Source organism: Burkholderia sp. IO2, from assembly GCF_029522185.1.
Classification (GTDB): domain Bacteria; phylum Pseudomonadota; class Gammaproteobacteria; order Burkholderiales; family Burkholderiaceae; genus Burkholderia; species Burkholderia cenocepacia.
The window spans coordinates 108459-134133 of the sequence record NZ_JAKWFH010000015.1 but is presented as its reverse complement, the minus strand read 5'-3'; the positions used below and the strand labels follow the sequence as shown (position 1 = coordinate 134133).

23 protein-coding genes are annotated in these 25675 nt (G+C 68.3%); 14 read left to right on the top strand and 9 right to left on the bottom strand.

Annotation, left to right across the window (positions count from 1 at the left end):
* From MMB92_RS12440 to MMB92_RS12430, 3 genes are all read left to right on the top strand, one after another.
* Positions 1-989: AMP-binding protein (locus tag MMB92_RS12440; protein WP_277562711.1), on the top strand; the 989-nt coding region annotated here is incomplete at its 5' end.
* A gap of 215 nt (positions 990-1204) precedes the next feature.
* Entirely contained in the window at positions 1205-2275 is a 1071-nt protein-coding gene (locus MMB92_RS12435) for a porin (RefSeq protein ID WP_060267249.1), read from the top strand.
* A gap of 250 nt (positions 2276-2525) precedes the next feature.
* Entirely contained in the window at positions 2526-3932 is a 1407-nt protein-coding gene (locus MMB92_RS12430; RefSeq protein ID WP_077056643.1) for a methyl-accepting chemotaxis protein, read from the top strand.
* A gap of 25 nt (positions 3933-3957) precedes the next feature.
* Here the strand turns inward: MMB92_RS12430 and MMB92_RS12425 are convergent, their stop codons facing one another.
* Positions 3958-4653: a transpeptidase-transglycosylase gene (locus MMB92_RS12425; RefSeq protein WP_227739686.1), complete on the bottom strand. Its 696-nt coding sequence runs from the start codon at positions 4651-4653 to the stop codon at positions 3958-3960.
* Between the two features lie 162 nt (positions 4654-4815).
* Here MMB92_RS12425 and MMB92_RS12420 point away from each other — a divergent pair, with 162 nt between their 5' ends.
* Positions 4816-6084 (top strand): lipoprotein-releasing ABC transporter permease subunit, encoded by a 1269-nt coding sequence (locus tag MMB92_RS12420; protein WP_077176909.1) that lies wholly within the window; start codon positions 4816-4818, stop codon positions 6082-6084.
* 26 nt (positions 6085-6110) lie between these two features.
* Here the strand turns inward: MMB92_RS12420 and MMB92_RS12415 are convergent, their stop codons facing one another.
* Entirely contained in the window at positions 6111-6923 is an 813-nt protein-coding gene (locus tag MMB92_RS12415) for a hypothetical protein (protein ID WP_171983960.1), read from the bottom strand.
* A 550-nt stretch (positions 6924-7473) separates the two neighbouring features.
* Between MMB92_RS12415 and MMB92_RS12410 the strand changes: the two genes are divergently transcribed.
* Complete coding sequence (locus tag MMB92_RS12410) at positions 7474-9444, top strand: Xaa-Pro dipeptidyl-peptidase (RefSeq protein ID WP_077056646.1); 1971 nt, start codon at positions 7474-7476, stop codon at positions 9442-9444.
* A 135-nt stretch (positions 9445-9579) separates the two neighbouring features.
* Positions 9580-9948, top strand: coding sequence for an NUDIX hydrolase (locus MMB92_RS12405; RefSeq protein ID WP_060267265.1), 369 nt, complete (start codon positions 9580-9582; stop codon positions 9946-9948).
* A gap of 21 nt (positions 9949-9969) precedes the next feature.
* On the opposite strand, the gene MMB92_RS12400 is transcribed toward MMB92_RS12405, so the two are convergent.
* The gene (locus MMB92_RS12400) at positions 9970-10899 is read right to left on the bottom strand and encodes a 2-hydroxyacid dehydrogenase (protein ID WP_077056647.1); all 930 of its coding nucleotides are present in this window, start codon (positions 10897-10899) and stop codon (positions 9970-9972) included.
* Between the two features lie 167 nt (positions 10900-11066).
* Here MMB92_RS12400 and MMB92_RS12395 point away from each other — a divergent pair, with 167 nt between their 5' ends.
* From MMB92_RS12395 to MMB92_RS12370, 6 genes are all read left to right on the top strand, one after another.
* Positions 11067-11990: an ABC transporter substrate-binding protein gene (locus MMB92_RS12395; RefSeq protein ID WP_006493662.1), complete on the top strand. Its 924-nt coding sequence runs from the start codon at positions 11067-11069 to the stop codon at positions 11988-11990.
* Positions 11987-13165 (top strand): ABC transporter permease, encoded by a 1179-nt coding sequence (locus tag MMB92_RS12390; RefSeq protein ID WP_058903489.1) that lies wholly within the window; start codon positions 11987-11989, stop codon positions 13163-13165. Before MMB92_RS12395 ends, MMB92_RS12390 begins: the two co-directional genes overlap by 4 nt.
* Positions 13162-14115, top strand: coding sequence for an ABC transporter ATP-binding protein (locus MMB92_RS12385; protein ID WP_006489110.1), 954 nt, complete (start codon positions 13162-13164; stop codon positions 14113-14115). Before MMB92_RS12390 ends, MMB92_RS12385 begins: the two co-directional genes overlap by 4 nt.
* Positions 14112-14879 (top strand): ABC transporter permease, encoded by a 768-nt coding sequence (locus MMB92_RS12380; protein ID WP_006489111.1) that lies wholly within the window; start codon positions 14112-14114, stop codon positions 14877-14879. Before MMB92_RS12385 ends, MMB92_RS12380 begins: the two co-directional genes overlap by 4 nt.
* Before the next feature lie 32 nt (positions 14880-14911).
* Positions 14912-15307, top strand: coding sequence for an NAD(+)--rifampin ADP-ribosyltransferase (gene arr / locus MMB92_RS12375; RefSeq protein ID WP_006489117.1), 396 nt, complete (start codon positions 14912-14914; stop codon positions 15305-15307).
* 274 nt (positions 15308-15581) lie between these two features.
* Positions 15582-16268, top strand: a complete 687-nt coding sequence (locus tag MMB92_RS12370) for a lytic transglycosylase domain-containing protein (RefSeq protein ID WP_006489129.1) — start codon at positions 15582-15584, stop codon at positions 16266-16268.
* A 100-nt stretch (positions 16269-16368) separates the two neighbouring features.
* On the opposite strand, the gene MMB92_RS12365 is transcribed toward MMB92_RS12370, so the two are convergent.
* From MMB92_RS12365 to MMB92_RS12340, 6 genes are read right to left on the bottom strand one after another with little or no spacing between them, the layout of a single operon-like run.
* Positions 16369-16809, bottom strand: coding sequence for a dihydroneopterin aldolase (locus MMB92_RS12365; protein ID WP_077056649.1), 441 nt, complete (start codon positions 16807-16809; stop codon positions 16369-16371).
* On the bottom strand, positions 16806-17438 hold the full coding sequence (locus MMB92_RS12360) for a sarcosine oxidase subunit gamma (RefSeq protein ID WP_006489116.1): 633 nt from the start codon (positions 17436-17438) through the stop codon (positions 16806-16808). The genes MMB92_RS12365 and MMB92_RS12360 overlap by 4 nt, the downstream gene beginning before the upstream one ends.
* Entirely contained in the window at positions 17428-20439 is a 3012-nt protein-coding gene (locus MMB92_RS12355) for a sarcosine oxidase subunit alpha family protein (RefSeq protein ID WP_277562710.1), read from the bottom strand. Before MMB92_RS12355 ends, MMB92_RS12360 begins: the two co-directional genes overlap by 11 nt.
* A complete protein-coding gene (locus MMB92_RS12350) occupies positions 20436-20750 on the bottom strand; it encodes a sarcosine oxidase subunit delta (protein ID WP_034201959.1) in 315 nt (104 codons plus the stop codon). The genes MMB92_RS12355 and MMB92_RS12350 overlap by 4 nt, the downstream gene beginning before the upstream one ends.
* A 21-nt stretch (positions 20751-20771) precedes the next feature.
* Positions 20772-22016 (bottom strand): sarcosine oxidase subunit beta family protein, encoded by a 1245-nt coding sequence (locus MMB92_RS12345; protein ID WP_006480591.1) that lies wholly within the window; start codon positions 22014-22016, stop codon positions 20772-20774.
* 14 nt (positions 22017-22030) lie between these two features.
* Positions 22031-23416: an L-serine ammonia-lyase gene (locus MMB92_RS12340; RefSeq protein ID WP_006496824.1), complete on the bottom strand. Its 1386-nt coding sequence runs from the start codon at positions 23414-23416 to the stop codon at positions 22031-22033.
* A 285-nt stretch (positions 23417-23701) separates the two neighbouring features.
* On the opposite strand from MMB92_RS12340, the gene MMB92_RS12335 reads away from it, so the two are divergent.
* Both MMB92_RS12335 and MMB92_RS12330 read left to right on the top strand, forming a co-directional pair.
* The gene (locus MMB92_RS12335; RefSeq protein WP_080332005.1) at positions 23702-24775 is read left to right on the top strand and encodes a GlxA family transcriptional regulator; all 1074 of its coding nucleotides are present in this window, start codon (positions 23702-23704) and stop codon (positions 24773-24775) included.
* A gap of 191 nt (positions 24776-24966) precedes the next feature.
* Positions 24967-25671, top strand: a complete 705-nt coding sequence (locus MMB92_RS12330) for an FCD domain-containing protein (protein WP_277562709.1) — start codon at positions 24967-24969, stop codon at positions 25669-25671.
* The last annotated feature ends 4 nt before the right edge of the window (positions 25672-25675 follow it).

Genomic DNA, 25675 nt, shown 5'->3' with positions numbered 1-25675 from the left:
CGCAGGTCGTGTTCGAAGGCGTGCCGACGTATCCGGACGCCGGCCGCTTCTGGAAGATGATCGGCGATCACAAGGTCACCGTGTTCTACACCGCGCCGACCGCGATCCGTTCGCTGATCAAGGCGGCCGAAGCCGACGACAAGGTGCATCCGAAGAGCTATGACCTGTCGAGCCTGCGCATCATCGGCACGGTCGGCGAGCCGATCAATCCGGAAGCGTGGATGTGGTACCACAAGCACGTCGGCCACGAGCGCTGCCCGATCGTCGATACGTGGTGGCAGACCGAGACCGGCGGCCACATGATCACGCCGCTGCCGGGCGCCACGCCGACCGTGCCGGGTTCGTGCACGCTGCCGCTGCCGGGCATCACGGCCGCGGTGGTCGACGAGACGGGGCAGGACGTGCCGAACGGGCAAGGCGGCATTCTGGTCGTCAAGCGCCCGTGGCCCGCGATGATCCGCACGATCTGGGGCGACCCGGAGCGTTTCAAGAAAAGCTACTACCCGGAAGAACTCGGCGGCACGCTCTATCTGGCCGGCGACGGCACCGTGCGCGACAAGGAGACCGGCTACTTCACGATCATGGGCCGGATCGACGACGTGCTGAACGTGTCGGGCCACCGGCTCGGCACGATGGAGATCGAGTCGGCGCTGGTGTCGCATGCACTCGTGGCCGAGGCGGCGGTGGTCGGCCGTCCGGACGATACGACGGGCGAGGCGGTCGTGGCGTTCGTGGTGCTGAAGCGCTCGCGCCCGGAAGGCGACGAAGCCGCGGCGCTCGCGAAGACGCTGCGCGACTGGGTCGGCAAGCAGATCGGGCCGATCGCGAAGCCGAAGGACATCCGTTTCGGCGACAACCTGCCGAAGACGCGCTCGGGCAAGATCATGCGGCGCCTGCTGCGCTCGCTCGCGAAGGGCGAGGCGATCACGCAGGACACGTCCACGCTCGAGAACCCGGCCATCCTCGAGCAGTTGAACCGTTCGATGTAACGCCGCCCGCCACGGCGGGCGCATCGCTTCACCGCGGCGTCGCAGCACGGCCGCTGGCCCGTTTCCCACGCCGGGCTCGCGGCCGCGTTCGCGCCGGCGAGAAGCATCGCCGTGCGTTCCCCGACGGCACGGCATGCAGGCGGCTCGCAGCGCTTCCGCCAACGAAGGTTTAATCAGTTGTACGTATTACAACATTCACAAAACGGAGACAGACGATGATGAGCAGGACATGGACGATTTGCGCGGCGCTGCTCGGCGCGGCGGCAAGCACGAGCAGTTTCGCGCAGAGCAGCGTCACGCTGTACGGCGACCTCGACGCCGCATTGCTCTATACGAGCCGCTCGCTGGACTCGGCGACCGGCGGCAACGCCGGACGCCAGTTCGCGCTGACCGACACGGGCATGACGCCGACCAACTTCGGCATCACGGGCACCGAGGATCTCGGCGGCGGGCTGCACGCGCGATTCAAGCTGGAAAGCGGCTTCAACATCACGGACGGCGCGTTCGGCCACTCGAACGGCAACTTCTTCGGCCGCCAGGCATGGGTCGGAATCGACGGCGGCTTCGGCGAAACGAAGGTCGGCCTGCAGTTCTCGCCGTTCGTGCTCGCGATCCTCGGATCGGATCCGCGCAACGTCTCGCACTTCGGCGCCGCGCTGGTTCCGTACGTCGACAACGTGCTCGTCACGGGCCTCTTCAATCCGAACGCGATTTCGTACACGAGCCCGACCATCGCCGGGCTGACGGCCAGCGCGATGTTCGGCTTCGGCGGCAAGGCCGGCGACTTCCAGGCGGGACGCCAGTATTCCGGCAGCCTCACCTATACGAACGGCGGTTTCATGCTCAACGCGGCGCTCTACGACGGCAACGGCGGTACGTCCCCGACGCCGGTGCCGAGCACGGTCGCGTTCGTCGGCCGCACGATCGGTGCCGCCTACACGTTCGGGCCGGTGACCGGCAAGGCGTCGTTCACGAGCTACAAGGTCGCCGGCTCGTTCAGCAACAACGTGTATAGCGCCGGCCTCGACTACCGCGTCACGCCGGCCCTCGACCTGAACACCGGCGCGTGGTACACGACCGACCGCAACGACTCGCACAATCATTCGCTGCTGGCCGCGATCGGCGCCGACTACAGCCTGTCGAAGCGAACCGGCCTGTATGCGCAGGTCGGCGTCGTCAACAACCACGGCGCGATGAATACCGGCCTCGGCATCACGGGCGGCGCGCTGTACGGGCTGCCGGGCACGACGGTCGGCGTCAACGCCGGCATTCACCACGTGTTCTGACGCAGCGCCTGTGGACGGGCGGCCGCCACGCGCCGCCCGTCCCTCGTCACGCCGCCGCGCGGCCGCCACGGCAAACGTGGCGCAAACGTGGTGCAAACGCGCCCCGCCCGGCGCCGGTCCGGCCGTCGGGGATGCCGATCTCGATGTTTACCCGACCTCAAGTCCGCGGCCGTGCAGCCGTCAAGTCAGGAACGCACGCCCACCATCCGCCGGGAACCCGGTGCGCATGTCCTCAAGGAGACCCACCAACGTGAACTTCTTCGGAATCGGCCGCGGCCGCCGTTCGTCGCGCGCGCTCGTCGGCGACATCGCCGAACAGGCCGGCAGGCTGGGCATCGAGATCTGCGACGTGTCGGGTCACGTCGAGGAAGTCGCGGCCCGCGTCGCCCGACAGGCGGAGGTGTGCCACACGCTGCGCGAATCGGCCGCCCTCACGCTGCGCGGCAACCACCGGATCGCCGAGGCCGCGCAGCAGGTGCGCGACGTCAGCGCCAATGCGTCGAATGCGGTCCGACAGTCGCAGCAGACGATCGAAGCCTCGCTCGCCGACATTCACAGCCTCGTCGAGGGCGTCACCACGATCAGCGACCAGATGGGCGCGCTGCGTGACGCACTCGATCACGTGCGGGCCGTGTCCGAGGAAATCTCCGTCATCGCGCGCCAGACCCACCTGCTCGCGCTGAACGCCGCGATCGAGGCCGCGCGCGCCGGCGAGTCGGGCCGCAGCTTCGCGGTCGTCGCGGCCGAGGTCAAGAACCTGTCCGCGAAGACCGGGCAGGCGACGGCCCAGATCGAGACGACCCTCGCGCGGCTCGCCGAGCAGACCGAACACCTGCTCGCGGAGGGCACCGACAACGCCGCCCGCGCGCATCGCGTGCGCGAGGGCACGCGCACGATCGGCGAGGTCGTGCACGCGACCGGTCACGCGATCACCGAACTCGCCGGCGAGGCCGAACAGATCGCGTCGCTGACGGACGAGATCGAGACGCAGTGCCATCGTCTCGACGAACAGGTGGGCGAGATGGCGTTCGGCGTCGAGAACTCGGCCGAGAACTTCTCGCAGGCCAAGGACCGGCTCGGCAATCTGCTCTCCGTCTCCGAGACGCTGATCGAGCTCACCGCCGCGACCGGCATCGAATCGCCCGACACGCGCCTGATCGACGCCGCGCGCAGCACGGCCGCCGCGATCGGCAAACTCTTCGAGGAGGCGGTCGGCCGCGGCGACATCACGCTCGACGCGCTCTTCGACACGCACTACGAACCGATTCCCGGCACCGACCCGCAGCAGTTCATGACGCGCTTCACGGCGTTTACCGATCGCGTGCTGCCGGCCATCCAGGAGCCGGTGCTCGACGTCGACGCACGCGTCGTCTATTGCGCGAGCTTCGACCGGCAGTGCTACCTGCCGACCCACAACCGCAAGTTCTCGCTGCCTCAGCGCTCGGACGCCGCGTGGAACGCGGCGAATTGCCGGAACCGCCGGATCTACACGGACCGCACGGCGCGCATGTCCGTGGCGCATGACAAGCCGTTCCTGTTGCAGACCTATCGCCGCGACATGGGCAACGGCCAGTTCGCGTTGATGAAGGACGTGTCCGCGCCGATCGTCGTCGGCGGACGGCCGTGGGGCGTGCTGAGGATCGGCTACAGCGTCTGAACCGGCGCGAGCGGGCCGCGCCTGCTTACTGCTCCAGCCCTACTCCCGGCGGCCGCTGATCGCTGCGCCCGTGATCGTCGACCACCCGCACCGTATAGCTGCCGGCCGTGCGCGGCTGCCAGAACAGCGCGTCGCCCGGCGCGCTGCGACCGACGTACGCATCGTTGACGAACCCGTACAGCGCATGCGCGGTCGCGTTGAACGCGATGCGCGTTTCGTCGGTGGTCTTCACGCGCATCGCATACGGACTGCCGCGTAGCGACGACGTGACGCGCGGCGGGTCGCCTTCGACCTGCCCGGCATCGCAGCAATCCGGATGCAGCGCGCCCCGGTCGAAACCGGGCGCATAGACGAACGGCTGGAGCCCGGAGCCCGGCGAGCGCCGCGCGAGCGGGCCATTCACCTGCCCGTCGATCGAGCGATCGAAGAAGTTCGCGGGGCCGACCCGCGCCTTCACGCCCATGTCGCGCGTATCGTTGCGCGCGGCGAGCGCCTGGTCGACCGCATGCGGCGCGTCGAACGGCAACGCGGACAGCGGCTTGAGCGACGCATCGCCCGGATGCGTCGTCAGCCAGCGCGCATACAGCCGGTTACGCGACGCGGCCAGCGCACGGTCGATCGCGTCCTGCCCGCCGCGCACGTAGGTGATCCATGCGTCGCACGCGAGCCCGTACGGATTGAAACCCGGATGCCACCGGAACCAGCGGTCCTCGTGCAGCATCACGGCTTCGACGAGTTGCGGCCCACGCAGGCGCCGTCCACGATACGTCGCCGAACCGGCAGGCGGTCGGGTATCGGCTGGTCGCGGACCGTCGCGACCCGACGGCTGCACGCGGTCGCGCCACGTTCGCTAGAATGCGCGGCTCGGCAGGATCGAATCGAAATGAAAGGAAACCGCTTGAAACTCCCGTTCGAATGGCAGATCGGGCTGCGCTACGCGCGCGGCGGCCGGCGCTCGGCCGGCGACGGCTTCGTGTCGTTCATCGCCGGCGCCGCGATGGCCGGCATCGCGCTCGGCGTGGCCGCGCTGATCGTCGTGCTGTCGGTGATGAACGGCTTTCGCACCGAGGTGCGCGACCGGATGCTGTCGGTGCTCGCGCACGTGGAAATCTTCTCGCCGTCCGGCGCGATGCCCGACTGGCGGCTGACCGCACACGAATCGTTACAGAATGCGGCGGTGCGTGCCGTCGCACCCTACGTCGACGCGCAGGCGCTGCTGACGAACGCGGGCAACGTGACGGGCGTCGCACTGCGCGGCATCGATCCCGTGCTCGAGCCGCGCGTGTCCGAGATCGCGCGCAAGCTGAAGACCGGGCGCCTCGACGCGCTCGTGCCGGGCGAGATGGGCATCGTGCTCGGCGCCGCGCTCGCCGATGCACTGCACGTGAAGATCGGCGACCGCATCACGTTCTTCGCGCCCGGCAACCGTGCGCGCCTGGGCGACGCGCTGCCGCGGTTCCGCCAGTTCAACGTGGTCGGCACGTTCGAGTCGGGCCACTATCAGTACGACAGCGCGCTCGCGTACATCCACATCCGCGATGCGCAGCAACTGTTCAACGTGCCCGCGCCGACCGGTATCCGGCTGCGCGTCGACGATCTGCAGCGTGCGCCGGAGGTCGCGCTGGCGCTGTCGCGTACGCTGTCGGGCGACCTGTATATCCGCGACTGGACGCGGCAGAACCGCACGTGGTTCGAGGCCGAGCGGCTGCAGAAACGCATGCTGTCGCTGATCCTGATGCTGATCGTCGCGGTCGCCGCGTTCAACCTCGTGTCGTCGCTCGTGATGACGGTCACGCAGAAGCAGGGCGACATCGCGATCCTGCGCACGCTCGGCGCGCCGCCCCGCTCGATCATGAAGATCTTCGCGATCCAGGGAATGACGATCGGCCTCGCCGGCACGCTGGCAGGCGTCGCGCTCGGCTGCGCGATCGCGGTGAGCATCCCGGTGGTGCTGCCGGCGATCGAGCAACTGCTCGGCATCCGCTTCCTGACGCCGTCCGTGTATTTCCTCAGCGCGCTGCCGTCGAAGCTGTCGGCGCTCGACGTGATCGAGATCGCGTCGGCCGCGTTCCTGATGTCGTGCGTCGCGACGCTGTACCCGAGCTGGCGCGCCGCACGGGTGCGGCCCGCCGAAGCGTTGCGCGACGAGTAGACGCAACCGGCTCGATTGGCGCGGCGTTACGCGATCTCGTGGAAACCGACGCTGTTGCCGCCGTCCGGCGTGTAGCCGGCGAGCACGTCGAAGCCGACGTTGACGAGTTCCACGCGCATGCCGTAGGACTTGTTGCCGGACGCATCGACGAAGATCGCCGTGCCCGACGATAGCTGGCGTGCGGCGTCCAGCAGCGCGAGCGTGCCGCGCGCGCTGCCGGCCGACGGCGCGATCGTCAGCGTCGTGCCGTCCTGCGTGGTGAAGTGCCCACCGGGCGGCACGGGCGGCGGGTTGTCCACGACCGACCGGTCGAGCAGGCTCATGAAGTGAAAGCGCGTGTCGGCGCCCTGGCTCGCCGCCGCGCGATCGCTGTCCGTGAACGTGTCGCCTCGCACGGTCGCACCCTGCGCGGCGATATCGACGGCCTGCTCGTGAAACGCGCGCGTCGCGAGCACGAGGCCGGCGTTCGCATTCAGCGTCGACTCGATCCATGCGCGGTCGCTGTCGGTCAACGTCGTCGACACCACCTTGATCCGGCCGGCGTCGGTCATGAAATCGAATGGCGCATCGGCCAGGTCCGGCCGCTTCGCGACGATGTCCCGCAGGCTCGTCGCGAGCGCGTCGGTCACGCCGCGCAGCTTCATCGACAGGTCGCCCACCATCGACAACTGTTTCGTCAGCGCCGCCTGCTGCGCTTCCGGGTCGATTGCCCGGATGCCGATCGGCTCGTCTTGCGGTGCGCCGGACGCGGTCGCGTCCGTCGTCTGACGCCCGTCGAGGGCCGCCTGTGCCATTTGCGCGAGCGTAAGGCCGCCCGCCGCCGTGACCGGAATCGTCATTGCCCTCTCTCTCGTTTTCAGCGCGTTTTTCATTGTTTACGGACGGATGGCCGGGAAGTTGAGCGTGCATGCAACACACACGTCGAAACTTTGTTTGACCCGAACTAAAAAAGTTTGACACGGGCATTTCGCTGAGATAACTTTTGCGCAAGCTTCCGGAAAGCAATCCGGCCAGCGTGCCGACTCGCGTCGCGCTTTCCTGCCGTTGCAGCACCGCCGTTCGCAACATTCCCGCCTCATTGCATCGTGCCGTTCCGTTTCATTCGAAACCTGAAGGAATCCCGGGCATGCCCGCATTTGATTCGCAGTCCTGCATTCGCAGCGAACCGCCGCACTGACGATTTCCGTTCGGGGCGATGCACTCGCCTCGACGCCGGCCGGATGCGCGCCGCCTGACGCGCGCCGGCACCGGGCGAGACGCTCATCCATCTCGCCCGCCGTTTTTTGATGGTGCAGTTCCGCTTCATCCGACGCAGCACCCGGCCAGGCCGCAGGGGGCGTATCGCGAGCCAGCCGGTTCCAGACAAACACAAGAGACGAGGTCGATTCAATGAACATTCATCGAACCGGAGTGCGGTGCGCATGGCTGCCCGCGCTCGTGGCGGCCGCGACGCTCGCCGCGTGCGGCGGCGACGACGGCGGCAGCGTGGCGGGCGTGTCAGCGCTCGCGCAGGGCCAACAGGAGGGGGCCTCCGCCGCGGCCGACACGGCCAATACGCCATCGCTCGCGTCGCGCTTTTCGCCGTCCGGCGTGCCGTACGCGAATCCGGCGAGCGGCGGACGCTACAAGCCGGTGATCAGCAACGGCCAGGTGCAGCCGTCGCTGTCGGGCGGCACGATCGAGGAAAACGCGTGGGTCGACACGCCGGTCGATTCCGACGGCGACGGCACGCGCGACCGCATCCACGTACGCATCGTGCGGCCGTCCGAAACCGCGAACGGCGCGCGCACGCCCGTCATCGTGCTCGCGAGCCCGTATTACGCCGGGCTCGCCGACAGCCCCAATCACGACGTCGACGTCGAACTCGACGGCACGCCGCATCCGGCCGCGACCGCCGGTGCCGCGGCATCGGCGTCCGCCCGCATCCTGGCCGCAGCGCCTCAGTCGCGGATGCTGCAGCAGGTCGAAGCGGCTGCCGCCGGCCGCTCGTGGATCGAAAGCTATTTCGTGCCGCGCGGCTTCACGATCGTCTATGCGGATTCGCTCGGCACCGCCGGCTCGGACGGCTGCCCGACGATCCTGACGCGCGACGAATCGGTCGCGATGGCGTCGGTGATCCGCTGGCTCGGCCGCGATGCGACCGCGAAGGACGCGAACGGCAAGACGGTCGTCGCGAACTGGTCGACCGGCCACGTCGGCATGTACGGCGTGTCGTACGACGGCACGCTGCCGAAGATGGTCGCCAGCCTGCGCACGCGCGGGCTCGACGCGATCGTGCCGATCGCCGGGCTGTCGAACATGTACGGCTACTACCGCTCGGGCGGCCTCGTGCGCGCGCCGGAAGGCTATCAGGGCGAGGACGTCGATGTCTACATCAAGGCGCTGCTGACCAACGCGCATCCGGAGCGCTGCACGCACCTGATCGACGAAGCACTGCAGCAGGAAGACCGCAAGACCGGCGACTATTCGCCGTTCTGGGCCGCACGCGACATCCCGACCGGGTTCGCGGTCGCGCCGGCGCTCGTCGCGCAGGGCCTCACCGACGACAACGTGCGCGTCGACCAGTCGACGTCGTGGTATCTGGCGATGCGACGCCAGGGCGTGCCGACCCAGCTGTGGCTGCATCGCCTGAAGCACACCGATCCGACCCGCGTGCCGGGCATGGCCGACGCGTGGACCGCGGAGGTGAACCGCTGGTTCACGCGCTACCTGATCGGCTATGACAACGGCGTCGAGCAGGATCCGCGCGCGGTGATCGCGCAGGCGGACGGCACGCTGCTGAAGGAAGCCGACTGGGCCGCGCGGCGCGCCACGCCGGTCACGTACTTCGCGGGCGGCGACGGCGCCGGTACCGGCACGCTGCTGCGGCTGCCGAGCGGCGGCCCGCTCGCGCGCTTCACCGACGATGCGCGCATTCCCGCGCTCACGCTGGCGAACACGCCGACCGGCGAAAACCGCAGCCGCTTCGAGACGGCCCCGCTGACAGCCGCCACGCGCATCTCCGGCACCGCGACCGCGCACGTCAGGCTGACCTTCACGGGCGTCGCGAACGTAACGGCGCTGCTGGTCGACCGCGCGCCGGACGGCACGGCGACGATCGTCACGCGCGCATGGACCGACCCGCGCAACCGGCTGTCCGAGTGGGTGTCGCAACCGGTGCTGCCCGGCATGCCGTACGACCTGAAGCTGACCTTCATGCCGCGCGACTATCGGCTGGAAGCCGGCCACCGGCTGGGGCTCGTCGTCCTCTCCAGCGACTACGAGGCGACGCTGCGACCGACGCCCGGCACGGGCCTGACGCTCGATCCGGCCGGCACGTCGGTGACGGTACCGCTGGCTTCGCCGTCGACGGGCGCGTAGTCGTGCGCCGGCTGGCAGCCTGACGCTGCCGTCTCCCCCGCCCGCATCCGCGTCGATGCGGGCGGGGGCATCGCTGCAAGAAGGAAACACCTGCGCTAGGCTGCGGCAATCGAATGCCTACGGTGAGCCCCCCCCATGATTCCCCTCAGCGCCAAAGCCATCGTTCGCGATGGCCGTTCCGTCCTGTTCCTGCGCAATCCCCGCGACGAGTGGGAGCTGCCGGGCGGCTGGCCCGAAGCGGGCGAATCGCTCGAAGACGCGGTCACCCGCGAAGTGGAGGAAGAATGCGGAATCGTCGCGTCGGCGATCCGCTACGTGGGCAGCCGCTCGTGCGAGGTCGTGCCGGGCAAGCGCGTACTGATCGTGTGCTTCCAGTGCGAGGTCGATCGCCATGACATCGTGCTGAGCGACGAGCACCACCAGTTCGGCTGGATCGATCTCGATGCCGACAAGCCGGCGAACCTGCCGGATTTCTACTGGACATTCTGCAAGCAGGCGGACTGATTCGACGCCGCCGCGCGGCGCTCACACCGGCGTCAACACCGGCTGCCCCGCGAAATGCCGCGCCGCGTTGTCGAGAAACTGCCGCACCGAACGATCGAGCGCCTCGGGCGACCAGCCGCCCATGTGCGGCGTGAGCACGACGCTGTCGAGATCCGTCAGCGCACGCGGCGGCTCCGGTTCGCCCTCGTACACGTCGAGCCCCGCGCCCGCGATGCGCCGTTCGCGCAGCGCGTCCGCCAAAGCAGCGGTATCGACAACACTGCCGCGCGACACGTTGACGAGAAAGCCGCCGGGGCCGAGCGCGTCGAGCACGGTGCGATCGATCAGATGCCGCGTGCCCGCGCCGCCCGGCGTCGCGACGATCAGGAAATCGGCCCACTGCGCGAGCGCGTCGACCCGGTCGAAATAGCGATGCGGCACGGGCTTCTCCGACCGGTTGTGATAACCGATCTCGATGTCGAAGCCGGCCGCGCGGCGCGCGCATTTCTCGCCGATCTTGCCGAGCCCGACGATGCCGAGCTTCTTGCCCGACACGTTCGGCGGCATCGACAGCCCGTCGCGCCACACGCCCGCGCGGGTCTTCGCATCGAGCTGCACGACGTTGCGCACCGCCGCGAGCAGCAGCGCGAACGCGTGATCGGCGACGCAATCGTCGTTGGTGCCGGCGCCCGTGACCACGACAATGCCGCGCGCCTTCGCATGCGCGACGTCGATGTGCTCGTAGCCCGCGCCGAGCGCGCTGACGAACGTGAGTTGCGGCAGCCGGTCGATCTCGGCGGCGGTCAGCCCGGTGCTGCCGTTGGTCAGCACCGCGCGAATCGTGCTGCCGTGTTCGGCGATCGCGCGTTCGCGCGTATCGGGCGTCGGGGCATAACGCACGTCGAACGACGCGGCGATCTCGCGATGCGCGTCGCCGCGCAGCGCGATGAGGACCAGCAGCTCGGGCTTCATGTCAGCAAATGTCCGCAGGCGGGGAACGAATTTCAGTGTAACAAGCCCGCATGACGGATGCGGGTTATCCCCACACCGGCTGTGGACACGCCGCCGCACGCGGTTTGCCAAAGCCCGCTCAGTCAAGTAACTTTCGGCGTACGCCCCCGTCCTGGAGATTGGCCCCGATGAAGCTCGCCCTGCCCGCCCGGATCCTGGGCCTCGCGTTCGCCGCCGCCATCGTGGCGCCCGGCGCGCACGCCGACACGCCCGTCGTGGTGTCGTCGAAAATCGACACCGAAGGCAACCTGCTCGGCAACCTCATTTCGCAGGTGCTGAAGGCCCACGGCATTCCCGTCACCGAAAAGATCGCGCTCGGCACGACGCCGATCGTGCGCAAGGCGCTCACGAGCGGCGAGATCGACGTCTACCCCGAATACACGGGCAACGCCGCGTTCTTCTTCAACAAGGCCGACGACCCGGTGTGGAAGAACGCGAGCCAGGGCTACGACACCGCGAAAAAACTCGACTACGCGGCGAACCATCTCGTGTGGCTCGCCCCGGCGCCCGCGAACAACACGTGGGGCGTCGCGCTGCTTGCGCCCGTCGCTCAGTCGCAGCACCTGAAGACCTTCTCCGACTTCGGCAAGTGGGTGGCCGGCGGCGGCAAGGTGAAGCTCGCGGCCTCGGCCGAATTCGTGAACAGCGCATCGGCGCTGCCGTCGTTCGAGAAAGCGTACGGCTTCAAGCTGAAGCCCGAGCAGCTCGTCGTGCTGTCCGGCGGCGACACGGCCGCGACGATCAAGGCCGCCGCGAACCAGACCGACGGCGTGAACGCCGCGATGGTCTACGGCACCGACGGCGGCATCGCATCGAGCGGCCTCGCGGTGCTCGACGACGACAAGCACGTGCAGCCCGTCTACGCGCCGGCGCCGGTGATCCGCGAAGCCGCGCTGAAAGCGCATCCGCAGATTGCCGACTTGCTCAAGCCCGTGTTCGCGAGCCTCGACCTGAAGACGCTGCAATCGCTGAACGCCCGCATCCAGCTCAACGGCGAGCCGGCGGCCGGCGTCGCGAAAAGCTACCTGAAAGCGAAGGGTTTCGTGAAATGACGGAGCGCGCGGCCGCGTCCGCGCGGCGCGTCACGCTCGACAAGGTCGGCATCCTGATCGGCATCCTGACGATCGTCGCCGTGTTCGGCCTGTCGTTCGCGGTGCTGCGGCCGAACCGGATCGCGGCCGGCACCGGGCTGTCGGTGTTCGCCGCGCTGCCGGCGATGCAGGGCGCCGCGCTGGCCGCGCTGTGGACCGTCGGCGCGCTGTGGGCGATGACGGCGAGCCGCCCCGCGTGGCGGCTCGCGGCCGGCTGCGCAGGGCTCGCGACGCTCGCGTATGCGGTCGGCGCGGCCGCGACGCACGTCGTCGCGCCCGACGACGTGCTGGCCCGCGTGTCGCCCGACGCCGGCGTCTGGTTGCTGCTGTTCGCGTGGGCCGTGCTCATCGCCGACGCGCTCGCGCGCCTCGCGTTCGGCCCGTGGCGGCGTCTCGCCGCGCTCGCCGTCGCGATCGCGGCGGTTGCCGTGCCGCTCGCGAGCGGCTGGTGGGACGGCCTCTCCGTGATGCGCGAATACGCGGTGCGCAGCGACGATTTCTGGCGCGAAGCGATTCGTCACGTGTCGCTCGCGGGCGGCTCGGTCGCCGCCGCGCTCGTGGCCGGCGTGCCGCTCGGCATCGCCTGTGCGCGCATCGCGGCGGTGCGCACCGTCGCGATGCCGGTGCTCAATATCGTGCAGACGATCCCCAGCATCGCGATGTACGGGCTGATGATGGCGCCGCTCGGCCTGCTCGCCGCGCACGTGCCGCTCGCGGCCGCGCTCGGCATTCGCGGGATCGGCGTCGCGCCGGCCGTGCTCGCGTTGTTCCTCTACTCGCTGCTGCCGATCGCGTCGAGCGTCGTGGTCGGGCTCGAACAGGTGCCGCCGCACGTGACCGAAGCGGCCCGCGCGATGGGCATGACGCGCGTGCAGCGGCTGCTGCGCGTCGACCTCGCGCTCGCGCTGCCGGTGATCCTGAGCGGCGTGCGCATCGTGCTCGTGCAGAACATCGGGCTGACCGCGGTTGCCGCGCTGATCGGCGGCGGCGGATTCGGCACCTTCATCTTCCAGGGGATCGGTCAATCGGCCGCCGATCTCGTGCTGCTCGGCGCGATCCCGACGATCGCGCTCGCACTGGCGGCCGCCGTCGTGTTCGAAGCCGCGACGTCGCTCGCGAAGGGACGTGCAGGATGATCGAGATCGAACGAGTCGGCAAACGCTTCGGCGACGTGGTCGCCGTCGACGACGTATCGCTGACGATGCAGCGCGGCACGATCACCGCGCTCGTCGGCGCATCGGGCAGCGGCAAGTCGACGCTGCTGCGCATGATCAACCGGCTGATCGCGCCGACCAGCGGCACGATCCGCATCGACGGCGTCGATACGGCGACGGTCGCACCCGAGCAACTTCGCCGCGGCATCGGCTATGCGATCCAGGGGCACGGGCTGTTTCCGCACTGGAGCGTCGCGCGCAACATCGCGACCGTGCCGCGCCTGCTCGGCTGGCCGGCCGAGCGCATCGCCGCGCGCGTGAACGAACTGCTCGACCTGTTCCACCTCGCGCCGGCCGAATTCGCCGGCAAGCTGCCGCACGAACTGTCGGGCGGCCAGCAGCAGCGCGTCGGGGTGGCGCGCGCCCTCGCCGCCGAGCCCGCGATGCTGCTGATGGACGAACCGTTCGGCGCGCTCGATCCGATCATCCGCAACAAGGCGCAGGACGACCTGTTCGCGCTGCAGCGCCGCCTCGGCATCACCGTGGTGATCGTCACGCACGATATCGAGGAAGCGCTGAAGCTCGGCGACACGATCGCGGTGATGGACGGCGGCCGGCTGCTGCAGGTCGCGTCGCCCGCCGAGATTCTCGGCCGGCCGGCAGCGGGGGTGGTCGAACAGCTCGTCGCGGGCGTCGACCGGCCGCTGCGCCTGCTCGCGCTCACGCCGATCGACGCCGTGGCCGAAGCCGGCCACGCCGACGGCGAACCGATCGCCGCGACGCGCACACTGCGCGATGCGGTGTCCGAATTGTTGTGGCGCGGTGTCGACGCGCTGCCCGTCGACGATACCGCCGCCGGCGACCGCCACGCACACGGCCCCCGTCGCATCACGCTCGACGCGATCCGCTCGCACGCGAGGCAGCCCGCATGACGACGCGCAGCAGCGTGGGGCCCAAGCGGCCGTCGCTTCCCGCGTACGTCGCCCGCGCGGCCGCGCTCGCGCTGCTGCTCGTGCTGTTGTTGCGCCCGGCCTGGCTGCAGGGCCTGTTCGCGCCGTTCGCGGACAACGGCGCGCCGGTGATCTACGATCGGGCGAGCCTGCTCGATCTCACACTCGCGCATCTCGGCACGGTCGCGCTGTCGAGCCTGATCGGCACGATCGTCGCGGTCTCGGCGGGCATCGCGGTCACGCGTCCGTTCGGCGCCGATTTCCTGCCGGTCGCGCGCAGCGTCGTCGATATCGGCCAGACCTTCCCGCCGGTCGCCGTGCTCGCGCTCGCGGTGCCGGCAGTCGGCTTCGGATTGAAACCCGTGCTGATCGCGCTCGTGTTGTACGGGCTCCTGCCGGTTTTCGAAAGCACGATCGCGGGGCTCGAGGACGTGCCGCGCGACGTCGTCGACGCCGCACGCGGGATGGGGATGAGCGGGTGGCAGCAACTGGTGTCCGTCGAGCTGCCGCTCGCGTTCCCGGTGATCGTCAACGGCATCCGCCTCGCGGTCGTGATCAATCTCGGCACCGCGACGATCGGCTCGACGGTTGCCGCGCGCGGGCTCGGCGACGTGATCATCGCGGGCCTGCAGACGTCGAACACCGCATTCGTGCTGCAAGGCGGCGTGATCGTCGGCTTGCTCGCGGTGCTCGTCAGCGATGCGATCGGCGCGATTGCGCGGGTAGCGAGCGCGCGGCGCGCCTAGCAGCCGTTGCGCAATTTTCCGAAGGAGCAACCATGTCTGTCCTCGACACCGGCCCGTTTTTTCATGGCACGAAAGCGGATTTGCGGATCGGCGACTTGCTGACGGCAGGCTTCCGGTCGAATTATCGGGACGACGTCGTGATGAATCACATTTATTTCACGGCCCTGCCCAAAGGCGCCGGCCTGGCCGCGGAAATGGCCAAGGGCGACGGCCGGCCGCGGGTCTATATCGTCGAACCCACCGGCGAATTCGAAAACGACCCGAACGTCACGGACAAGAAATTCCCCGGCAATCCGACGCGCTCGTATCGAAGCACGTCGCCTTTGAAGATCGTCGGCGAACTCGATCGCTGGGAACCGTACGATCCCGAGTTCATCCAGCAGCTCAGAGCCCGCGTCGAAACCGGTATGGGCGAGATCATCAACTAGCGTTTCGTTCGCGCCGATTCGCAAATCGGGCCCGAACTGCCGCCGGCATGGGACACGCGAGCCGACGACATTGCCGCGATACCGCGGGGCGAATCGCAGGAGAGGACGGAAACGCCCGGTTCATCCGGACTCCGATGCGTGTCCGCGCAACGATCGGCGCGTCGATCGTCGCGAACGTGACAAGCCTACACGTCGCTTTCACTCGAACTCGCCCTCGACCACCGGCCGCGATTGGTCGATATACTATGCGCCTCCCATTTCCCCGCACTCGACCATGCGACGACGGTTCTTCTGGCTGATCGTGCTTTCGCTCGGCATTGCGCAACCCGCCGCGGCGCAGCAGGCGCCCGCCTTGCCTGCCTCTGCGCCCGAAGCAGCCGCATCCGCGCCAGGCGACGCATCCGCACCGCTCGCCAACGATCAGCCCAACGAAGCAAACCGCCGCATCACGTCCTACCTGACGAAGAAATTCGGCGTCGCGAAGGAACGCGCCGCGAAGCTCGCCGATATCGTGAGCGTCACTGCGACGAAATATTCGCTGCCGCCGGCACTCGTTTACGCGATTATTTCGATCGAATCGCGCTTCCAGGAAAAGGCGCGCGGCCAGCATGGCGCGACCGGGTTGATGCAGGTCGTACCGTCCGCGCACCGCGGCATGCTGCGCAACGTGAAGGATCTCACCGAGCCGAATGCGAACGTCGAGGTCGGCTCGCGCATTCTGTCGGGCTACGTGAAGGCGGCCGGCGGCAACGTGCAGGCCGGGTTGAAGAGCTACAGCGGCGGATCGAGTGCGTATGCGGCGAAAGTGATGCAGCGCGTCGATGCGTTCCGGTTCGTGCTCGAACCCGAGGACGATGCGAAAAGCGCGAATACCGGGAGCGATGCGAACAACGCGAAGGCACACATGGTGCCGGTCAGCGATCCGTCAGCGGCGCCCGCCGCGAACCGCAACGCGAAGTAAGTGCATGCAGGAACGTAAACGAGTGCGGCGGCGCATTCGCGCCGCCGCCCCATGGAATCGCCGGATCACCTCCCTCGTGCCTTGATCCGGCCCCCTCTGATCAAAGCTGCCCCGCCGTCCCCGTCCACCGCAGGTAATCGCCGCGCGTCCAGTCGAGCGACACGCCGACGCGCTTCGTCCCCGGCCGGATCTTCGGCTTGTACATCGACAGCGTCAGCGATTCCAGCGCCGGCCATTCGCGGAACGACAGCACCGCGACATCCGCGACGAGCGTCTCCAGCAGCCGCGTATGCGGCTTGTGCGACAGGAACGACGCAACGCGCGCGCAGTACCCGTCGTAATCGATCCACTCGCCCTGCTCGCTCGGCTCGCAGCGATACCCGAGCCGCGCATCGATCACGATCGGCTGCGGCGCCTCGTGCTCGTGCGCGTGAATGCCGATCCGCGCGGGCACCTTCAGTTCGTCGACGAACACGCTCCAGCCGCGCCCGCGCAGGCGCGGCGCGTCGATCGCCACGAACGGTTCGTCGAACGGCTTCATGAGACGAGCGGCGCCGCGGCGTCGAGCATGATGCGCACGAAATAGTCGGCGAAGCTGCGACGCAGGACGATCTCGAACGTGTCGTCGCCGGTCGGGATCAGCGTGATCGGCGACTTGAAGTAGTGCGACTGCGCGCACTGGCCCGGCTTGAACACGCGCGGATGCAGGTCGAGCGGGCAGCCGCGCGCGATCACGTCGCGCACGCGTTCGCCGCTGATCTCGACGACCGTATAGCCGCTGCCGACGTCGACGGCCGCCGCGTACGAGCCCTGCACGGCCTCCGCCAGCTTCGCCTCGAGCACGCCGGCCTGAACCGGCCCGTTCGACCGCACGAGCCATTCGTCGGGGCCGAGCCACAGCACGTCGTACTCGGCGCCGCGCGCCACCGTGTTCGGCTGCGCGGGCGGCCGGCAGCCCACCACGCGCTCGAACGCGGCGACGAATGCCGGATCGTTCAACTCGCCGCGCACGTTGACGAGATCGAGGAACGGCCGCTCGCGCAGCGTGAACTTCTTCGATGCGCGCGCCTGGTGCGCCTTCAGCACGTCGGCCGCGCCGACGAACGGCGATTCAAGCGTCACGCCGCCCGCACCCGCCACCTGCGTCTGGTTTCTCGTTTCATTCCACATGCTGACGCACCCCTTCGGTATCGTAGAAAACCGGGCTCGAAATCTTCGCGGTGATGCGCTTGCCATTGGCCAGCGGAATCACGACGCTCTCGCCCATCTTGTTCAGGCCGCCCTTCACCACCGCGAGCGCGATCGAGCGCTTCAGGATCGGGCTGTAGTAGCTGGACGTCACGTGGCCGATCATCGGCGTCGGATCGACCGCCGACACCTGCGTGTCCTTCGCGACGATCTGCGCGCCTTCCGGCAGCACGAACTGTTCGTCTTCGGTCAGCAGGCCGACGAACTGCTTGCGGCCTTCCTTCGCGGTATCCGAACGCGACAGCGAACGCTTGCCGAGGAAGTCCTTCGACTTCGCGACGAGCCCGCCCATCCCGAGGTCGTACGGCGTGATCGAGCCGTCGGTGTCCTGGCCGACGATGATGTAGCCCTTCTCCGCGCGCAGCACGTGCATCGTTTCCGTGCCGTACGGCGTGATGTCGAACTCGGCGCCGGCCGCCATCAGCGCTTCCCACACCGCGCGGCCCGCATTCGCCGGCACGTTCACTTCGTAGGCGAGTTCGCCCGAGAAGCTGATCCGCATCACGCGCGCCTTCGCGCCGGCAACCGTGCCGTTGCGGTAGCTCATGAACGGGAACGCCTCATTGCCGAAGTCGATGTCCTGACACACCTTCTGCACGACCTTGCGGCTCTTCGGGCCGACCACCGCGAACGTCGCCCAGTGATCGGTGACGGACGCGAGCCGCACCTTCATGTCGGGCCATTCGGTCTGCAGCCAGCGCTCGAGCCACGTCAGCACGCGCGCCGCGCCGCCAGTGGTGGTCGTCATCATGAAATGCTGGTCGGCGAGGCGCACGGTCACGCCGTCGTCGAACACCATCCCGTTTTCGTCGAGCATCAGCCCGTAGCGGCACTTGCCGATCTCGAGCTTGTTCCACGGGTTCGTGTACATCCAGTTCAGCAGCTTCACCGCGTCCGGGCCCTGGATGTCGATCTTGCCGAGCGTCGACGCATCGAGAATGCCGACGCCGTTGCGCACCGCGAGGCATTCGCGCTTCACGGCCGCATGGAGATCCTCGCCGTTCTTCGGGAAATACCACGGCCGCTTCCAGTTGCCGACGTCCTCGAACATCGCGCCGTGCTCGACGTGCCATTCGTGCACGGCCGTCTTGCGGATCGGGTCGAGGAAGTCGCCCGTCTCGCGGCCCGCGAACGTGCCGAACGACACGGGCGTGTAGTTCGGGCGGAACGTCGTCGTGCCCGTTTCCGGAATCGTCTTGCCGAGCGCGCCCGCGAGGATCGCCATCCCGTTGATGTTGCCGAGCTTGCCCTGGTCGGTGCCGAAGCCCATCGCCGTGTAGCGCTTCACGTGCTCGACCGATTCGAAGCCTTCGCGCGCGGCGAGCAGGATGTCGGCGGCGGCAACGTCGTTCTGGAAGTCGACGAACTGCTTCGGCCCGCGCGCGGCCGCCTCGCGGCTGCCGACGAGCCACAACGGATGCAGCGCGCCTTCGACGGTTTCCGCGACCTGCGGTGCGGCCGGACGCTGCGCGGCCGTGAAGCCCGCGGCCTTCGCCGCTTCGACGCCCGCATCCACCGCGAGCCGCAGCGCACGGGCGAGCCCGAATTCGCCGGCCGCCGCGCCGATGCTCGCTTCCGCCTGCACGGGCTTGCCCGGCAGGAAGCACGCCTTCTCGTCGTTCCAGCACGCCTTGCCGCCCGATTGCGCGAACAGGTGCAGCACCGGGCTGAAGCCGCCCGACATCGCGACGAGGTCGCACGGCAGCGTCTGCAGCTTGCCGCCGGTCTGGCCGTTCGAGTAGGACGCGACGTCGACCGACGATACGCGCCACTTGCCCGAAGCGGCCGTGACGACCGCGCCGCTCATCACCGTCACGCCCTGCCGCTTCGCAGCGGCCGGCAGCGCGCCGTTCGACGACGCGCGGGAATCGACGACCGTCACCTTCGCGCCGCACGCCTTCAGGTCGAGCGCGGTCTGATAGGCGCGGTCGTTGTTCGTGAACACGACCACGTTGCGGCCCGGCAGCACGCCGAAGCGATGCACGTAGGTCGACACCGCGCCCGCCAGCATCACGCCCGGCAGGTCGTTGTTGCCGAACACGATCGGCCGCTCGTGCGCGCCGGTCGCGAGGATCACGCGTTTCGCGCGGACCTTCCACAGCAATTCGCGCGTGCCCTTGCGCATCGACACCGGCAGGTGATCGGTGAGGCGTTGCGTGACCGTCACGAGGTTGTGGTCCTGATAGCCGAACGCGGTGCTGCGCGACAGGATCGTCACGTCGGGCAGCTTGCGCAGTTCGGCCTCGATCCTCTCGACCCATTGCAGCGCGGGCTTCGCGTCGATCTCCGCGCGGCACGACAGCAGGCTGCCGCCGAGTTCGCGCTGGTCGTCGACGAGAATCACGCGCGCGCCGGCCGTGGCGGCCGCATGCGCGGCGGCGAGGCCCGACGGGCCACCGCCGACCACGAGCACGTCGCAGTGCGCGTAGCATTTGTCGTAGCGATCGGCGTCGAGCACTTCGGGCGCCTTGCCGAGGCCGGCCGCTTCGCGGATCTTCTCTTCGTACTTCGGCCACATGTTGCGCGGCCACATGAAGGTCTTGTAGTAGAACCCGGCCGGCATGAAGCGCGAGAACTTCTGGTTGATCGCGTACTTGTCGTTCTCGAGCGTCGGCTCCGCGTTCACGCTGGTCGCGACGAGCCCCTGGTACAGCTCGATCTCGGTCGCGCGCGCGTTCGGCACCGTGTACGGGCCGGTTTCGAGCTGCACGACGGCATTCGGTTCCGCGACGTCCGCCGTCACGATCCCGCGCGGACGGTGGTACTTGAAACTGCGCGCGACGAAATGCACGCCGTTCGCGAGCAGCGCGGACGCGAGCGTGTCGCCCTGGAAGCCCTGGTACGTGCGGCCGTTGAACGTGAACGTCAACGGAATCGCGCGATTGATGCGGCCACCGGTGCCGAGGCGGTCTTTCTGGCTCATTTGCTCGTGCCCTCTTCGTGTGCGTTGCCGGCAGCTGCGCCACTGTTGGCAGCCCCACCGAACTTTTCGTAGCCCTTGATATCGTAGGTCACCGTGTCGCGCGTGACCTTGAACCAGCGGCGGCAGCCCTGCGTGTGCAGCCATTGCTCCTTGTGGAGCCCGCGCTTGTTCTCGCGCATGAACACGTATTCGCCCCATTCGCGGTCGGTCATGGTCTCGTTCGCCACCGGGCGCACGATGTCGGCTTCACCGCCGCACGTGAACTCGGATTCGGCGCGCGGCCCGCACCACGGACATTCGATCAGCAACATGTTTCTTTCTCCTCAGTGCGGTTAGTGCGCGACGGCAGCGGCGCCGTGCTCGTCGATCAGATGGCCCGTGTAGAAGCGGTCGAGCGCGAACGGTGCGTTCAGCGGATGCGGTTCGTCGCGGGCGATCGTGTGCGCGAACACCCAGCCCGAGCCGGGCGTCGCCTTGAAGCCGCCGGTGCCCCAGCCGCAGTTGAAATAGAGGCCCTTCACGTCGGTCTTGGTGATGATCGGGCACGCGTCCGGCGACACGTCGACGATGCCGCCCCACTGGCGGTTCATCCGCACGCGCGAGAACACCGGGAACATCTCGACGATCGCCTGCAGCGTGCTTTCGATGATGTGGAAGCTGCCGCGCTGGCCGAAGCCCGTGTACTGGTCGATACCGGCGCCGATCACGAGGTCGCCCTTGTCGGACTGGCTGATGTACGCGTGCACCGCGTTCGACATGATCACCGAGTTGACGACCGGCTTGATCGGCTCCGACACCAGCGCCTGCAGCGGGTGGCTTTCGATCGGCAGACGCACGCCGGCCATGTCGGCGAGCGTCGTCGTGTTGCCGGCGGCGACCACCGCGACCTTCTTCGCCTTGATGAAGCCCTTCACCGTGTCGACGCCGACCACCGCGCCGCCTTCGCGGCGAATGCCCGTGACCTGGCAGTTCTGGATGATATCCACGCCGGCGCGGTCCGCGCCGCGTGCGAAGCCCCAGGCCACCGCGTCGTGACGCGCGACACCCGCACGGCGCTGGATCGATGCGCCGAGCACCGGGTAGCGGCTGTTCAGGTTGATGGTCGGCTCGATTTCCTTGATCTGCGCGGGCGTCAGGAATTCGGCATCGACACCGTTCAGCCGGTTCGCGTTCACGCGGCGCTCGGTGTCGCGCACGTCCTGCAGCGTGTGGGCGAGGTTCATCACGCCGCGCTGGCTGAACATCACGTTGTAGTTCAGGTCCTGCGACAGCCCTTCCCACAGCTTCATCGCCTTCTCGTACAGCGCGGCCGATTCGTCCCACAGATAGTTCGAGCGCACGATCGTCGTGTTGCGCGCGGTGTTGCCGCCGCCGATCCAGCCCTTCTCGAGGATCGCGACGTTCGTGATCCCGTGTTCCTTCGCGAGGTAGTACGCGGTCGCGAGGCCGTGGCCGCCGCCGCCGACGATCACGACGTCGTATTCCTTCTTCGGCTCCGGGCTCTTCCACTGCTTCTCCCAGTTCTCGTGATACGAGAGGCCGTTGCGGAACAGGCTGAATATCGAGTAGCGGCTCATGTTTGGATCCTTCGTTAGCATTCGATGACGTTCACGGCGAGGCCGCCGCGCGACGTTTCCTTGTATTTCGTCTTCATGTCGGCGCCGGTTTCGCGCATCGTCTTGATCACGGAATCGAGCGATACGTAGTGCTGGCCATTGCCCTTGAGCGCCATGCGCGATGCGTTCAGCGCCTTGATCGCGCCCATCGCGTTGCGCTCGATGCACGGGATCTGCACGAGCCCGCCGACCGGGTCGCAGGTCATCCCGAGGTTGTGCTCCATGCCGATCTCGGCCGCGTTCTCGACCTGGTCGGGCGTGCCGCCCATCACGGCGGCGAGCGCGGCGGCGGCCATCGAGCATGCGACGCCCACTTCGCCCTGGCAGCCGACTTCCGCGCCGGAGATCGACGCGGTTTCCTTGTAGATGATCCCGATCGCCGCGGCCGTCAGCAGGAATTCGACGATGCCGGCTTCGTTCGAGCCCGGCACGAACTTCACGTAGTAGTGCAGCACCGCGGGGATCACGCCGGCCGCGCCGTTGGTCGGCGCGGTGACGACCCGGCCGCCGGCCGCGTTCTCTTCGTTCACGGCCATCGCATACAGGTTGACCCAGTCGAGCATCGACAGCGGATCGCGCAGCGACTCTTCCGAACGCGCACGCAGGCGGCCATTCAACTCGGCCGCGCGACGCTTCACGCGCATCGGGCCCGGCAGGTCTCCCTCGACCTTGCAGCCGCGCTCGACGCAGGCGGCCATCGTGCGCCAGATCGCGAGCAACCCGGCGCGCACTTCGTCGGCGGGGCGCAGCGCGCATTCGTTGCGCAGCATCAGTTCGGCGATCGACAGCCCGTGTTCGCGGCACTGGCGCATCAGGTCGTCGCCGGTGCGGAACGGATACGGCACGTCGACCGCCGCCCGCACGCCGTTCACGCGATCGCCGTCGCGGTTCACGACGAAGCCGCCGCCGACCGAGTAATACTCCTTCTCGACGAGCAACTGGCCGTGTTCGTCGAATGCCTGGAAGCGCATCCCGTTCGGGTGCACGATGCTCGTGCCGCTCATCAGCTTGCGATAGAAGCCGATGTGTTCCTTCTCGTCGAAGCGCACCGTCTGCTTGCCGAGCAGCGACAGCGTCTTCTCCGCGCGGATCGCGGCGAGCCGCGGCTCGATCAGGTCCGGATCGATCGTGTCGGGCAGGTGGCCCTCGAGGCCGAGCAACACGGCCTTGTCGGTGCCGTGGCCCTTGCCGGTCGCGCCGAGCGAGCCGTACAGCTCGACCCGCACGCGGCGCACGAAGCCGAGCAGGTTCGCGTCCTCGACGTGCGACGCGAAGCGGCACGCGGCGATCATCGGGCCGACCGTATGCGAACTGGACGGGCCGATGCCGATCTTGAACAGGTCGAACGCGCTGACGTTCATCTGGCTTCCTTTGGGTTGCATGCGTGAAATGTCGTTGGGCCCCAGTACATCAAAGCGTAAAATCGGCCGATAGAACAAAAACGGCATCGGCGTGGGATAGCGCCGCCAAGCGCCGCCCCGGCCGGCCCGAAAGTGCGTTTTGGCGATGGTTCGCGACGAAAAACCACAAGTCCGGCCGCGGCCGATCGGCGACGCTGGCTGCATCCGCGCCGCCCCGGCAGCCGTAACCCGCAAACCGAGTGAAACGAGTGAGACCGCCTGCCCGGCGTGACGAGATTGGCCGCGATGATCCCCGACGTACCCGCTTCCCCCCTCGCAGAACCCGCGCCGCGGCGCATCCGCTTCGGCATCGTGCTGCTGCCGAACTTCACGCTGACGGCCTTCTCCGGCTTCGTCGACATGCTGCGGCTGTCGGCCGACGACGGCGACTACAGCAAGCCGGTGCGCTGCGCGTGGAGCGTGATCGGCGAGACGCTCGCGCCGGTGCGCGCGAGTTGCGGGATCCAGATCACGCCGTGGGAGACGTTCGACGCGGCCGAGCCGTTCGACTATGTGGTGGTGGTCGGCGGGCTGCTGCATTCGGGGCCGCAGGCCGGCCCTGAAACGCTCGATTTCGTCCGCCGCGCGGCGGCGGACGGCGCGACGGTCGTCGGCATCTGCACCGGCGTGTTCACGTTGATGCGCGCCGGCGTGCTCGACGGCTACCGCACCTGCGTGAGCTGGTTCCATTACTGGGATTTCATCGAGCGCTTTCCGTCCGCCGATCCCGACCTGCTGATCGCCGACCGGCTGTTCGTGATCGACCGGCGCCGGATCACGTGCTCGGGCGGCCGCGCGTCGATCGACGTCGCCGCCGCGATCCTGCTGCGCCATTTCGATCACGCGACCGTGCAGAAGGCGCTGCGCATCCTGCTGGTCGGCGAGATGCAGAAAGGCAATGCGCCGCAGCCGCATCCGCCGGGCCTCGAACCGGCGACGCATCCGAAGGTCAAGCGCGCGATTCTTCTGATGGAACAGCACGTCGGGCGGGCGCTGCCGCTCGAGGAACTCGCGTGCAAGCTCGACCTGTCGACGCGGCAGCTCGAACGGCTGTTCAAGGCGGAGACCGGCAAGAGCCCGCAGGCCTTCGCGAAACAGGTGCGGCTGCGTACCGCCGCGTGGCTGCTGACGAGTTCGGACCGCACGGTCGCCGATATCGCGTCGAGCTGCGGATTCGCCGATGCGTCGCACCTCGGGCGCGAATTCCGCAAGCAGTTCGGCGTGCCGCCGGCGACGTATCGCGAGCGCGGCGGCGACGTGGCTGAAGTCGCCGCGACGCCCGACGGGTCGGCCGATCCGGTCGAAGACATCGCCGACTGAACGCCCCCGGGCGCGCATCCGCCTCCCCCGTCGATTGCGGATCGACACACGTTCACATCGGTTTCGCCGCTTTTGGAACCGGTTCCAGTCAACTTAGCCGACGTTCACCGCCGTAAAACGAGGGTTATCCCGGATGCTGATGCCCGCTCAAATTTGTATGATGACCACATCACCTTACAAACCTGAGCATCATGTTCGAGAAAATTCCCGCCCGCGCGATGAGCGACCATGTCGCGCAGCAACTGCTCAAGCAGATCGAAGTGGGCAGCTTCTCGGCCACCGGCAAGCTGCCGACCGAGGCCGTGCTCGCGCACGAATTCGGCGTGAGCCGCACCGTGATCCGCGAGGCGATCTCGCGGCTGAAGAACGAAGGCGTGGTCGAGCCGCGCCAGGGCAGCGGCGTGTTCGTGAACCAGCACGGCGCGATCCGGCCGCTGCGGATCGACTACGCGGAAGCCGTCGAGGCGAGCTCGCTGCCGCACCTGCTCGCGGTGCGCCGCGCGATCGAGGCTGAAGTCGCGGCCGAAGCCGCGCTGCACCACACCGCCGACGACATGGCCGACATCGACGACGCGCTGCGCAAGATCGACGAAGCGGTGGCCGAAGGGCGCGACGGCGTCGCGGAAGACGTCGCGTTCCACCGCACGATCGCGGCCGTCACCGGCAACCCGTATTTCCTGAAGACGCTGCAGTTCCTGAACCAGTACCTCGAAGCCGGCGTGAAGGTCACGCGGCGCAACGAAGCGACGCGCGAGGACTTCTCGCGCCAGGTGCGCGACGAACACGCGGCGATCGCCGACGCGATCCGCGCGCGCGACCCGATGGCCGCCCGCAACGCGGCGCGCACGCACATGTACAACGCCGCCCGCCGTCTCGCGGAAGCCGGCATCTGCTGAAAGC

Excerpts from the sequence above, each read along its gene's own strand:
- MMB92_RS12435 (WP_060267249.1), top strand. The coding sequence starts at position 1,205 with ATGATGAGCAGGACATGGACGATTTGCGCGGCGCTGCTCGGCGCGGCG.
- MMB92_RS12425 (WP_227739686.1), bottom strand. The coding sequence starts at position 4,653 with ATGCTGCACGAGGACCGCTGGTTCCGGTGGCATCCGGGTTTCAATCCG.
- MMB92_RS12420 (WP_077176909.1), top strand. The coding sequence starts at position 4,816 with ATGAAAGGAAACCGCTTGAAACTCCCGTTCGAATGGCAGATCGGGCTG.
- MMB92_RS12415 (WP_171983960.1), bottom strand. The coding sequence starts at position 6,923 with ATGACGATTCCGGTCACGGCGGCGGGCGGCCTTACGCTCGCGCAAATG.
- MMB92_RS12410 (WP_077056646.1), top strand. The coding sequence starts at position 7,474 with ATGAACATTCATCGAACCGGAGTGCGGTGCGCATGGCTGCCCGCGCTC.
- MMB92_RS12405 (WP_060267265.1), top strand. The coding sequence starts at position 9,580 with ATGATTCCCCTCAGCGCCAAAGCCATCGTTCGCGATGGCCGTTCCGTC.
- MMB92_RS12400 (WP_077056647.1), bottom strand. The coding sequence starts at position 10,899 with ATGAAGCCCGAGCTGCTGGTCCTCATCGCGCTGCGCGGCGACGCGCAT.
- MMB92_RS12395 (WP_006493662.1), top strand. The coding sequence starts at position 11,067 with ATGAAGCTCGCCCTGCCCGCCCGGATCCTGGGCCTCGCGTTCGCCGCC.
- MMB92_RS12390 (WP_058903489.1), top strand. The coding sequence starts at position 11,987 with ATGACGGAGCGCGCGGCCGCGTCCGCGCGGCGCGTCACGCTCGACAAG.
- MMB92_RS12385 (WP_006489110.1), top strand. The coding sequence starts at position 13,162 with ATGATCGAGATCGAACGAGTCGGCAAACGCTTCGGCGACGTGGTCGCC.
- MMB92_RS12380 (WP_006489111.1), top strand. The coding sequence starts at position 14,112 with ATGACGACGCGCAGCAGCGTGGGGCCCAAGCGGCCGTCGCTTCCCGCG.
- arr (WP_006489117.1), top strand. The coding sequence starts at position 14,912 with ATGTCTGTCCTCGACACCGGCCCGTTTTTTCATGGCACGAAAGCGGAT.
- MMB92_RS12370 (WP_006489129.1), top strand. The coding sequence starts at position 15,582 with ATGCGACGACGGTTCTTCTGGCTGATCGTGCTTTCGCTCGGCATTGCG.
- MMB92_RS12365 (WP_077056649.1), bottom strand. The coding sequence starts at position 16,809 with ATGAAGCCGTTCGACGAACCGTTCGTGGCGATCGACGCGCCGCGCCTG.
- MMB92_RS12360 (WP_006489116.1), bottom strand. The coding sequence starts at position 17,438 with ATGTGGAATGAAACGAGAAACCAGACGCAGGTGGCGGGTGCGGGCGGC.
- MMB92_RS12355 (WP_277562710.1), bottom strand. The coding sequence starts at position 20,439 with ATGAGCCAGAAAGACCGCCTCGGCACCGGTGGCCGCATCAATCGCGCG.
- MMB92_RS12350 (WP_034201959.1), bottom strand. The coding sequence starts at position 20,750 with ATGTTGCTGATCGAATGTCCGTGGTGCGGGCCGCGCGCCGAATCCGAG.
- MMB92_RS12345 (WP_006480591.1), bottom strand. The coding sequence starts at position 22,016 with ATGAGCCGCTACTCGATATTCAGCCTGTTCCGCAACGGCCTCTCGTAT.
- MMB92_RS12340 (WP_006496824.1), bottom strand. The coding sequence starts at position 23,416 with ATGAACGTCAGCGCGTTCGACCTGTTCAAGATCGGCATCGGCCCGTCC.
- MMB92_RS12335 (WP_080332005.1), top strand. The coding sequence starts at position 23,702 with ATGATCCCCGACGTACCCGCTTCCCCCCTCGCAGAACCCGCGCCGCGG.
- MMB92_RS12330 (WP_277562709.1), top strand. The coding sequence starts at position 24,967 with ATGTTCGAGAAAATTCCCGCCCGCGCGATGAGCGACCATGTCGCGCAG.